Below are 11,418 nucleotides of genomic sequence, written 5' to 3' on the forward strand. Positions count from 1 at the left end.
TTCATATTGAGACTTTGTTGCTCTGTTTTTTGCTCATTGGAATGGTCAGTGCACGCTTTTCCATATCTTCTAATGTTTATCTGGTAAGCAATTTCAATGAACAAATTGGGGTCGCTTCTGGATGGGTGCAGTCTATCCAAAATTTAGCGATGTTGGGAGCACCGTTTCTTGGAGCCTTTGTGTTAGATCACACTTCTTCTGGTAAGTTATTCCTTCTTTCTGGCGTGGTTGGATTATGTTGTTTATTCGGGATCAGGATGTTGGTGAACAGTTCTTTGCCAATTGTTTCTTCAAAATGATGGGCGCATCAATGAAACACGTATTTTATCCGATCATGCAATACTGCTCTTTGAGATTGATATTGGGCAATAGATTTTACAATGCGTGTGTTTTTTTGTGCAAGGGTGTGGAATATTTTCGCGGTGGGCTTATCTGTCGGGTCTGATGAAGCAGCCTCCTTTAGGGAGCCTGATCAGTCAGGCGCTGTGGGTAAGAAGCTGGGGGGAGTGCATTGTTTACAGACCGCATTGTTCGCAGAGCAGAGCGGGTTTTTCGTTTGTCATTTTCTGTAAAAATGTAAAAGCGTAAAAACGTGTATACGTAAAAAAAGGAAGAGGAAGTAAAGGACGTGGAGGCTTTATGCGTTGTGGAGGTTTTGGGGTGTGTTGGGCTTTTGGGGTGTGGAGGCTTTTGTCATAGCGTGGAATGGGGTGAGAGGATTTTGGAGGTTAAGAGGCTTGTGAATGGTGCGTAAGATGGGGTGAAGAGCGATCTTAAGGGCGTTGACTGGAATGAAGAGTGGGGGCAAAATATTCGGTTTTGATGTTTTGGGAGAATGTTGGGGGAGGTTTGAAGGGGATATTTCTGATGCAGGGATGTTGGTTGAATCGATATTGCAGCTTTGAAACTTTTGCTTTGTGAGTCATCTTTCAGGGCTGGTTCATCAGTTGTTAAAGCAAGATGGGGTGAAGAGTATTGTTCGCAGAGCAGAGCGGGTTTTTCGTTTGTCATTTTCTGTAAAATCGTTGAGACGTAAAAAAGGAAGAGGAAGTGAAGGACGTGGAGGCTTTATGCGTTGTGGAGGTTTTGGGGTGTGTTGGGCTTTTGGGGTGTGGAGGCTTTTGTCATAGCGTGGAATGGGGTGAGAGAAAGGGGGAACAAGTCTTGTGAATGGAGTGCAAGTTCTGGACGCTTCGTTGCTTCCATGATAATGGCCTAAGTTTTAAAAAGACATTGTCAATGGTGTGGAGGGGCGTTGGGGGGATGGTTGTAAGCACGGCAAATTTGAAATCATTCAGTTGAAGGTGAATCCAAGCACGTCTTATCCAAGGTTGGAGAATGTGTGAAGGGTTTTGTTTGTGGATGATGCGTTCAAAAAGCTTGTGATGATTGTTCGTCTAACAGAGCCTCAATGCGTTTTTGAAGCTTGTGCATTTGTGGGGTGTCGCCTAATGCCGTTTCATAAGCTTTGAGCGCAAGTTCTGGACGCTCCGTTGCTTCCATGATAACGCCAAGTTCAAAAAAGGCACTGTAATTGCACGGGGGCATTGGGAGCTATAGGGCTGGTTTATTGGCTGGGATGGGCGTCGTGTTTTATTTTAAGGTTGGGGGATGTGTAAGGCGTTTTGTTTGTGGCTGATGTGTTCAAAGCGCTTGTGGTGATTGTTCGTCTAACAGAGCCTCAATGCGCTTTTGAAGCTTGTGCATTTGTGGGTAGTAGCCTAATGCCGTTTCATAAGCTTTGAGAGCAAGTTCTGGATGCTCTGTTGCTTCCATGATAACGCCAAGTTCAAAAAAGGCTATATAGTTGCGCGGCTCAAGTTCAAGAGCATGGTTGAGATCAAGCATGGCAAGTTTGAAATCATTCAGTTGAATGTGAATCCAAGCACGTCTTATCCAAGCTTCAGCGTGACTAGGTAAAAGTGCAAGAGCATTATCAATATAATCAAGTGCAAGACCATAATCATCGCTGTTGATCGCATTTTCAGCCCATGACATTAAAAGATCAATCGTTTCACTCCCCGATTGGGACCATAAATGTTGAAGTTGTTGACTGATCTTTTTCGCTTGAGCAACATCAGCACAATATTTCAATTCTTTCAGTAAACGTAAAATTTCTGCTTCTTTGCGTTGCTTTATACTGTCAACATGGGAAAGCTGCTCTGAGTCAAAATCTTCAAGAATAATCGCTGATGAGTCAGAATCAGAGGGCGTTGCAGAAGAAGGAGGAGAATTGGGAATGAGATCATCTAACGGTAAAAGCGATTGGGGAGAAGGACGATCTTCAGGAAGCGAAGGAGGATTTTGTCCATATCCCGAAGAAATGAAACAAAAAATACCAACAAAAGAAAGAAAAAAAATGCGCTGGAAAATGTAGAAAAAACGCAACTGAAAAAATCGAAAAACTTTTAAAAAAATAGAAAAATCCATAAAAACAAGCCCCCAAAAGATAAATCACCAAACATTATCAAACAATGGACTCGTAACCAATAGATTTATGCCCCCAAAAAAATCTTAAGGGAAAATTTTTAAGCCTACAAAAAGTAGGCATAAAAAAAATTAACCCTAAAGAATTAGCCTTGACGTGCTCTAAAACGCGGGTTCGTTTTATTGAGGATATAAACACGACCCTTACGACGCACCAAACGATTGTTACGGTGGCGCTCCTTTAGTGCTTTAAGCGAATTTTTAATTTTCATCATATTCACCGTTTAAACAGTTTACATAACACAATATTACAATACTATAACACTTACAATATCATAACAACATTACAACCGCACTATAAATCATAACCCCAATACGACAATACACTGCTTACCACACGAATATTGCATTATGATATCATACTTGCATCATAATATTACACGATACACTTTTTCACTGTGATCACAAAAAGAAAAACGCACCTTTAAGGCACGTATTAACACACTTCATTAACACAACGAATAAGTGAAAATTGCAAAAAAGTGGACAGAATTTAACAAGAAGACTTATTCTTGTCAAGGGTTTCTCTGCGATAAAAAGGGTGTCTTGATGGTTGCCTTGAAGATAAAAACATTGAGAAAAAAAAGTACTAAAGAGTGAGAACAAGCTAAAAGCTTCTTAGTTTTGAAAAAATAAGCCTTGTTCAAGCGGAGAGTTGAAAGGGTGAGCGTGCTGTTAAGCTGCTGGATTGTTGAGGGGGGGGTCTTTTAAGGGGGGCGTGGAGGAGAAGTGGTTTGTAGGAGCGTGTGAAGCAGTGAGGTGGGGTTGAAAGAATTGAAGGGTTTAGAAGCACGCGCTGTTAAGTCGCTGGATATCGCTGTGAGCAGAGGTGATGTTTTTTCAGTTCATTGGGGGGAAAAGTGTGAAAAAAACTTTTTATAGGGGGATTAAGATCTGCTGGCTGGTCCCGTTAATTGAATGACATGGCCCATTTTGCGGTGGGGTTGGGCTGTGCGTTTGCCATATAAATGGATCGAAGTGTGCTTTTGCGTGAGAAAATATTTTAAAGTGTTCAAATTGTTTCCAAGAAGATTGGTCATTTGGCAATCACTATGGCGATAGGGGCTGCCTAAGGGAAGACCACAAATCGCACGGATATGCTGCTCAAATTGTGAGGTGATGCAGGCTTTTTGCGTCCAATGACCAGAATTATGCACACGCGGGGCTAATTCATTTACTAAAAGGCGACCATCCGTTAAGACAAAAAATTCAATGCAAAGAACACCTACATAATTAAGAGCATTCATCACTGTAACGCTGATGTTTTGGGCGGCTTTTTGTACCTTAAGGGGAATATGGGAGGGAACAAAGGATTTATGAAGAATTCCGTTTTGATGTTGGTTTTCAGGACAATCATAAAAAATATGCTCCCCTTGTTTTGTGCGGGCCGAGAGAACCGAAATTTCCGATAAAAAAGGAACGATTTCTTCTAAAATACAAGGCTGTTCCTGAAAAGTTTTTAAGGCTTCTTCAAGGGTTTGTTTCGCGGGATGATCAAGCTTGATCTGGTTTTTCCCATCATAACCAAAACGACGCGTCTTTAAAAGACCACGGCCGTCTAAGCTATCAAGAGCAGAAACAAGAGAAGAAAAATCGTCAACAGCATGCCATGAGGCGGTGCTGATCCCTTGATCTTGTAAAAATTGTTTTTCAAAAAGTCGATCTTGTGCGATCTCTAAGGCTTTAGAAGAAGGGTAAACAGGCTTGCTCTTTTCTACATATTGAACCGTTTGAAGCGAAAGATTTTCAAATTCATAGCTGACAATATCACACTGAGCAATAAAATGATCTAAGGCTGATATGTCATCATAGGAGGAAACAATATGGTTGTTGGCTGTTTGAGCGGCTGGGCAATCGGCTTCAGGGCAAAAAATAACCGTTCGAAATCCTAATTCTGCCGCCGCTATGGCGAGCATGCGGGCTAATTGTCCGCCGCCGATTAAACCGATGACGCTGCCTGGAGGGAGCATGCTGGATGATTTGGTGGTGCTGGATGGTGGGGTGGTGCTGGATGGTATGGTGGTGTTGGACGGTGAGGTGGTGTTGGATGAAGCGGGCGTGTTGGAAAACGCAGCCATTTTAAACCTCCGTGACAGGCGTTAGGGCGACATCGGCTGTTTGTTGCTGGCGCCAATCTTCTAATCGCTGGGCGAGATCATGATCATAAACGGCCATAACGGCTGCGGCTAAAAGTGCTGCATTAATGGCGCCTGCTTTGCCAATGGCTAGTGTGCCAACCGGTATTCCTGCTGGCATTTGCACGATTGAAAGCAAAGAGTCTTGACCAGAAAGAGATTGTGAGTGCACTGGAACGCCAAAAACAGGAAGGGGGGTAAGCGCTGCGAGCATACCAGGAAGATGGGCCGCACCCCCAGCTCCGGCAATTAAAACTTTAAAACCTGCCGATTTTGCTTCTTTGGCAAATTGATAAAGACGTTCAGGAGTGCGGTGGGCTGAGACAATATGCGAACTATGAGAAATGCCAAGATTCGTCAAAATATCTGCACTATGGCACATCGTTCGCCAATCCGATTGGCTCCCCATTAAAATCGCGACATCACATGATTTTTTCGTCATTCTCCATCCTTTTCAAAGATTCAAGGCGATTCTTTACCATTATTTTTTAAGAGTTTTATAGTCTCTTTGCAAAGCCAATCTCTGGTAGAGAAACAGTTTTCTTTAAATAAGATTGAAAGGTCAAAATTTAAAGGGCAATACAGCAGCTGAAAAATACCCTCTTGAAACTCATGAAGCACTATCCTTTGAGCTTGTGGTGTGAAACATGTTGAATGGTGGGGACGTTAAACAGCGAGAATGTCGTTTACTTTGAAGCAAAAAAATACATGTTGGAAATACATTTTGGAAAAGAATTTAAATATAAGGCTTTTAGAAAATATCTCATTTCTTGTTGCTAAAATAAATACCGTTACCATATATTGTAAAATATGGTGCAATTTGAAACACTGTTTATAATAAAAAAGAGATTTTTATGGCAAAAGTGCGTTGTAAATAAGGATATTTGTTGAGAAAAATAACAGAAGAATATCTTTCATTTCAAAGGCTTTTTATTTTGCTGTTCAGGTATGGGGGAAAATAGACTCTTTAAATAATTGCTGAAATAAAGAATGCGAATAATCGACGCTTTAGCGCTTTTGTTTAGAGACCTTTTTAGGCGATTATATCTTTCATCATTTCTTCACATAAATGTAACGATAATACCATAAATATAACGATAATACTAAAGTGAAGGATGAATTGTGAATAATAAATCCATGGTCTCTTTTTTGCCCAATTTTTTAATATGTTGAACCCTCATAATTAAGAAATAATAGTTAAACACCGGAATATTAAGAAAGGAGATTTGAAAGTCATGTTTTTTCCATTTTTGATCGCTTTAGGCACTGCAATAACAACGGTGTATGGCAAAAAAAATATAAGTTATGTTTTATGGGCTATTTTGTTCGTTGTTATTCTTCTTACGTTTAATCATCACGCAACTTCTACTTTAAACTTATCTTTTTGAGAGAATAGCCATGGAAAATGTTGAAAAAAAAAATCCTCATTTCGTCATCTTTATGAATACACTAGGACTGATTGGTTTATCCATTGTCTTGATGGTCGCTTTTTATTATCAATTGGTAAAATTTGAGTTACCTTGCCCCCTTTGTTTGTTGCAACGCGTTGGATTGATGCTGGCAGGATGTGGGTTCTTGCTCAATATTCACCATAAGGTGAAAAATACCCATTATGGCATGGTTATTATCGGTTGTATGGTAACCAGTGCTGTTGCTGCACGGCAGGTATTTTTGCATATCACACCTGATGATCTGGGATATGGTTCAACGTTCTTTGGATTGCATTTTTATACTTGGGCTTTCATTATTTCTGTTCTTTGTATCTTTGCTGTTGCATTCGTCATGATTTTAGGCGAATTGGCACACAAGTTTAAAGAATTTTCTGCTTTTCCAATCTTGGGTAAAACAGCAAGTTTCTTATTTGTATTTTTAATTGCGGCAAATTTGATTTCTACCATACTGGAATGTGGAGGCGGACAATGCGCAGATGATCCTGTAAGGTATGAATTGTTATCAAATTGGTTCCCTTCACAGTCTTGAATTTTTTTAATTATTCCTCATCATAATTTTACGGCTAAAGAGGCGGAGATGTTGAAAAATCCGCTTCTTTTTTATTGAGGCGGTAGTTTATCAAAATTTTTGATCTTCTCAAAGTGATCTTTTATCGAGAGATTGACTTTTATGCGTGTTTGCGATTGATCTTTTTTTAAGAAAGACTTGGCTTGTCGTTTTTTTTAAAGCTCGCGTTATTTTTAAGCGATGTTGAAGGGGCGACGCGAGGGAGCTTGTTTGAGCCGTTGGATTGTCGAGTGGCTGGGGGAGTGAAAAACTTGTTTTTTAAGGGCGCATTAATGATAATAATTTTTTGCTCTTGATTTTTTTAAACTTTGTATTAAGTAACCTCTTGTATTCATTTTGGTGCTTCTGAAGTATCTTAAATGCTTCTAGAGGGATTAGTTTAAGATTTCGAAAATTATCTAAATAATTTTCTGTAGAGGTTTGTTTATGAGAGACAAACCTTTTTTTTTATCTTCTTTTTAGATCTGTCCTTTCTCTGTGAAGCCTTTGTTTTAGAAAAGGATGAGCGTTTTGATGATGATTCTTCCTACGAAAAAACATTGACATATAAGAACAATTTATCGTTGTAGACGGTGAAGGAAAAAATCAAAAAAAATCTCTCATGTCCAACTTTCTTAGCGTGAATCCATTTAATAGATCTTTGTCCATCATAAAAAAACACTGCATGTGGAGCAAGATTCTTTTAAAAAGTTGTAAAAATGCTTCTTATAAACCCTTTCGATAATCAAAATTGGATCGCAAAATTTTGCGCTGGTCAATAAAGTCAATGGGACCAGTTTATCATCTATGATTAAAGTGAAGATAGGGGGGATTGAAGTGAAAATGGCCGCGAGATTTTAAAGGTGGTTGTTTAAAGCGTGGTCGTGTCATCATTTTATAAAGATGTTTCTGTAAAGATGCAAAAGCGTAAAAATAGAAATACGCAAAAAAGAGCAGAGAATTTATGCGTTTATGGCGTGTTGTCACCAATGACATGGAACGTATGGGGATGCGTTTTTAAGGGGAAAAATTCCCTTCACATCTTTGCCATCTCATTTTATTCAGTTTTATGATTTTCAAAAGCATTTAAGGCAATGTCTTTTAAAAAATGGAGATTGCTTTACGCTTTTATTTATCATATTTATTGTATGTTTTTTTGGGCGCACAACCTTTAGGCAAAACGGAATGCTCCAAACCAAATATACTGGGTTTACCAAATATACCGGGGTTACTAATTTACGGGCTTGTTTTAATGAGAAATCCCCAAGCTCTTTTTGCGACGGCGTTTATGAAGGGTAGAAGGGCAGAGTCCCCATGAAGTGTGTAAAATTTATAGGGCGCTTTCATCTTTACGCTTCATAAAAGAGTAAACCGGTATCATATGCTTTGCTAGCCCTAAAATATTGCGACAGCCTTTGGCACTTGAGACGGTTACATGCCGTTCTTATACAATTTTTACGCCACGCAGGCTTACTTGCTTGTAAAGTGCAAGAGAGGTGATTGATTCAATATAAACAAATTTTAACGAGAGAATCTTAAGGTATTCAACATTCTCATTCAAATTGAATAACGCTATATTATCATTATAAAACAATATTTTATCCAAAGTGGAGAGAAAAGCCTCAGTGGAGAGCGCTTTAGATGAAGTGTGTTGAGTGAGGAAAGATGGGCTAGGCGGGAAGGGATAAGCGTGAGGCGGTGAAGTCTGTCGTGAATGGACGAGGATGTAGAATGTTTGTGAAAAAAAGCGGAGGCTTTTTGGGGGAGAGGGGCTTTTATCCTTTTTACGCGGCATGTGTTTAGGGTGTGGAAGGCACAGTTGAGAGACGTAATGGAAACGGGCACTTTCATCTTTACGCTTCATAAAAGAGTAAACCGGAATCATATACTTTGCTAGCCCTAAAATGTTGCGACAGCCTTTGGCACTTGAGACGGTTACATGCCGTTCTTATACAATTTTTACGCCACGCAGGCTTACTTGCTTGTAACGTGCAAGAGAGGTGATTGATTCAATATAGAGGATTTGAAATGAGAGAATCTTACAATATTCGAGACTCTCATTCAATATGTAAAACAGTGAAAATTCTTTATAAATCAAAATCTTGTCGTTGGAGAGCTTTGTCTTGAATCGTGGAAGATGCTCAAAGGCGCGGAGAGAAAAGTTTAGGGCGTGGATAAATTGTCTATTCTATTTTCAGCAAACTGTTATGTGAACCGCATGAGTGGTTGCTCAAGTGTCATTGGCCGTGAGAAGCCGGATTGTTCATAAATTGGCGCTGGATGGAACCTTCGTCCTTTGAGGTGAGGGGTGGAGGCACGTTAATCAGTGTTTTTATCGGAATTTTGTCTACAGATTTCTGTAAAGATGTAAAATCGTAAAACGTTGATCTGTAAAAAGGAAGGGGAGTTAAGGATGTGGAGGATTTATGTTCTGCGTATGTTTTTGGTTGTTTGTCACATGCTATGGAATATGGAAGCGGAGGGTTGGGGGGAGCGAGTCTGTGCATGAGGGGCAAGCTTGGATGAAGAGGTGTGTTAAGGGCATTGATTGGAGAAAAGAAGGAATGTGGGAAATAAACGGGGGCGCTGTGTACAAGAGCCGGTGGTACAAAGGGATGAAGAATAGCGTGGAATGTGGTGAGAGGATTTGGAGGTGAAGAGTCTCGTGCATGAGGGGCAAGATGGGAGGCAGAAGGGGGGGGATAACTGGAGCGAAGAGGGGGTAAGTTTGTTGGTGCGTTGATGAGAGGGGGGATGGTGGAGGGAGAGAATGCGTGTGATAGGTTAGAGGGGACGGTGCGTACAAGAGCAGGTGGTGCGAAGGGCTGAAAGATGGCGTGGAATGGGGTGAGAAGATTTGGAGGTGAAGAGTCTCGTGAATGGAGGACAAGATGAGATGAAGAGCTATGTTAAGTGTACGGGTGTGTTAATGAGAGGGGATGGTGCGTACAAGAGCTGATGGCGCAAAGGGAGGGATGCGTGAAGGAAGGCGTGAGGGGATAGGGATTGCTTGTTGCACTTGATATCAGCCTCGTTTGAGTGGCGGTGATCCGAGGTTAGTTAGGGGGGCTGGGTGAGAAGTTGGATTATAGAGCATTATTGTTTACAGAGTAGCGCGGGGTGGTTTGGAAATTTCATTTGTTATTTTCTGTAAAGATGTAAAATCGTAAAACGTTGATCTGTAAAAAAGGAAGGGGAGTTAAGGATGTGAAAGATTTATGCGCTGTGTATGCCTTAGGTTGTGTCGGGCTTTTATCATGGCGTGGAATGGGGTGAGAAGATTTGGAGGTGAAGAGTCTCGTGCATGAAGGGGCAAGATGGGTGGCAGAAGGGGGAGATGACGGGTGAGACTTGTGCGTGGAGAGATAAGTTGGGATGGAGACGGGGGACGAGGATGTGTTGATGGGAGAGGGATGGGAATGGCGTGCGTGAGGAGGAAAAAGTATGGTGTGAAGGAATGGGGCTTACTCGTAGGTTTCTATAAAATGCTGTTGTTTAAGGCGTGGGGAGATGGGAAAATTCTTATCCGTAAGAATATGCGTTGTGTTGGCAATATGCGGATGGATGGATTGCTTTTTGTATTTAAACGTGACGAGGCAAAAAAGAGTGTGAGGAAGAGAATGTAAAAGAGTTTGTTTGAAGGGGGGCGTGAAGAATGGCGTGAGGGGCTAGTGTGATGGATTTAGCTTGTTGCTTTCGATAGAACATTGCCCTTTGAGGTGCATCAATTTTACCAAAAGGGCTCTCTATGAGCGAATAATGTTGATGTGCGTGCTTTTGCTAATCAGAGAGCAAGCATAAAATTGCCTTCTGTTTTTTCGGTTGGAGTTCTCTGAAACTTTTTAAAAGGGCAAATTCTTTTTCACTATAGGTGTATTGATTATGGTGGGAAAGATTTTCTTTTGAGAAAATATCCGCTGTCACAAGATCTGCATAAAAAAAGCTTATCGGAACTTCTAGTTTTTGAGCGATTTCCAGTAAGCATTTGGCGCTTACACGGTTCAACCCTTTTTCATATTTTTGGATTTGTTGAAAACTCACACCTAAAAAGCTTCCTAATGCCTTTTGAGAAAGTTCCATGGCAATGCGTCTATGACGAATTCTTTTGCCTATAGAAATGTCGATAAAATGTGGATCTTTAGTTGGCACTTTGCACCCCCCTCCGGTTGCGAGCGCCCTCGCATTGGTATTCCGGGAGTTAAAAGCACTGAGTTCAGTCAGCCTTTTGCTTTTAGTGCTAGAGCGCACCTGGACATAGCAAAAGCTCCCGGAATCCGGGATATACCAGTAAAGTGGTATCGATTTTTATGTACTGAACTTAGGGCTTTTAACCCCTTTTGATCGTTGCGTAGACGACCAAAATATCTTTTAAGTGATAAATGAATTTCAGAAAGTTGGCAAGAGAAATGAAAATATTTTTTACTCTGTTATGGTTGTAAAGTAGTCTTGTTTAAGAAGGAAAAAAGAGCAGGAATATTCGGGATAGCTTGGTTAAATCTGATGAAATTTTATCCTTTGAGGGGGGGATGAATTTTACCAAAAGGGCTCTCTATGAGCGAATAATGTTGATGTGCGTGCTTTTGCTAATCAGAGAGCAAGCATAAAATTGCCTTCTGTTTTTTCGGTTGGAGTTCTCTGAAACTTTTTAAAAGGGCAAATTCTTTTTCACTATAGGTGTATTGATTATGGTGGGAAAGATTTTCTTTTGAGAAAATATCCGCTGTCACAAGATCTGCATAAAAAAAGCTTATCGGAACTTCTAGTTTTTGAGCGATTTCCAGTAAGCATTTGGCGCTTA

General features: G+C 40.6%; 9 protein-coding genes and 3 pseudogenes. 5 read left to right on the forward strand and 7 right to left on the reverse strand.

The genetic code is table 11. The features are described 5' to 3' along the window. A pseudogene (locus tag PVV57_RS08830) lies at positions 1-299 on the forward strand (MFS transporter); the annotation flags it as partial. A gap of 618 nt (positions 300-917) precedes the next feature. Then, positions 918-1,130 carry a hypothetical protein gene (locus PVV57_RS08835; RefSeq protein WP_273783894.1) on the forward strand — a complete coding sequence of 71 codons (213 nt, stop codon included), beginning with the start codon at positions 918-920 and terminating at the stop codon, positions 1,128-1,130. A 241-nt stretch (positions 1,131-1,371) separates the two neighbouring features. Here the strand turns inward: PVV57_RS08835 and PVV57_RS08840 are convergent. The 5 genes and pseudogenes from PVV57_RS08840 to purE form a co-directional block, all read right to left on the reverse strand. Continuing rightward, positions 1,372-1,554: pseudogene (locus PVV57_RS08840) on the reverse strand (hypothetical protein); the annotation flags it as partial. A gap of 90 nt (positions 1,555-1,644) precedes the next feature. Then, a complete protein-coding gene (locus tag PVV57_RS08845; RefSeq protein WP_273783896.1) occupies positions 1,645-2,430 on the reverse strand; it encodes a tetratricopeptide repeat protein in 786 nt (261 codons plus the stop codon). 143 nt (positions 2,431-2,573) lie between these two features. Further along, on the reverse strand, positions 2,574-2,699 hold the full coding sequence (ykgO, locus tag PVV57_RS08850; RefSeq protein WP_004863016.1) for a type B 50S ribosomal protein L36: 126 nt from the start codon (positions 2,697-2,699) through the stop codon (positions 2,574-2,576). A 675-nt stretch (positions 2,700-3,374) separates the two neighbouring features. Continuing rightward, positions 3,375-4,565 carry a 5-(carboxyamino)imidazole ribonucleotide synthase gene (locus PVV57_RS08855; RefSeq protein WP_273719384.1) on the reverse strand — a complete coding sequence of 397 codons (1,191 nt, stop codon included), beginning with the start codon at positions 4,563-4,565 and terminating at the stop codon, positions 3,375-3,377. A gap of 1 nt (position 4,566) precedes the next feature. Continuing rightward, complete coding sequence (gene purE / locus PVV57_RS08860; RefSeq protein ID WP_273719386.1) at positions 4,567-5,064, reverse strand: 5-(carboxyamino)imidazole ribonucleotide mutase; 498 nt, start codon at positions 5,062-5,064, stop codon at positions 4,567-4,569. A 793-nt stretch (positions 5,065-5,857) separates the two neighbouring features. On the opposite strand from purE, the gene PVV57_RS08865 reads away from it, so the two are divergent. From PVV57_RS08865 to PVV57_RS08875, 3 genes are all read left to right on the forward strand, one after another. Beyond that, on the forward strand, positions 5,858-6,010 hold the full coding sequence (locus PVV57_RS08865; RefSeq protein ID WP_005774735.1) for a DUF5993 family protein: 153 nt from the start codon (positions 5,858-5,860) through the stop codon (positions 6,008-6,010). Positions 6,011-6,020: 10 nt separating this feature from the next. Next, on the forward strand, positions 6,021-6,602 hold the full coding sequence (locus tag PVV57_RS08870) for a disulfide bond formation protein B (protein WP_273719390.1): 582 nt from the start codon (positions 6,021-6,023) through the stop codon (positions 6,600-6,602). 3,362 nt (positions 6,603-9,964) lie between these two features. Further along, positions 9,965-10,246, forward strand: a complete 282-nt coding sequence (locus PVV57_RS08875) for a hypothetical protein (RefSeq protein ID WP_273719391.1) — start codon at positions 9,965-9,967, stop codon at positions 10,244-10,246. 154 nt (positions 10,247-10,400) lie between these two features. Here the strand turns inward: PVV57_RS08875 and PVV57_RS08880 are convergent, their stop codons facing one another. Both PVV57_RS08880 and PVV57_RS08885 read right to left on the reverse strand, forming a co-directional pair. Beyond that, positions 10,401-10,769 carry a helix-turn-helix transcriptional regulator gene (locus tag PVV57_RS08880; RefSeq protein WP_273719392.1) on the reverse strand — a complete coding sequence of 123 codons (369 nt, stop codon included), beginning with the start codon at positions 10,767-10,769 and terminating at the stop codon, positions 10,401-10,403. A gap of 434 nt (positions 10,770-11,203) precedes the next feature. Then, positions 11,204-11,418, reverse strand: a pseudogene (locus tag PVV57_RS08885) (transcriptional regulator); the annotation flags it as partial.

The organism is Bartonella sp. AU15XJBT, assembly GCF_028618615.1.
In the GTDB taxonomy this organism is placed as follows: Bacteria; Pseudomonadota; Alphaproteobacteria; order Rhizobiales; family Rhizobiaceae; genus Bartonella.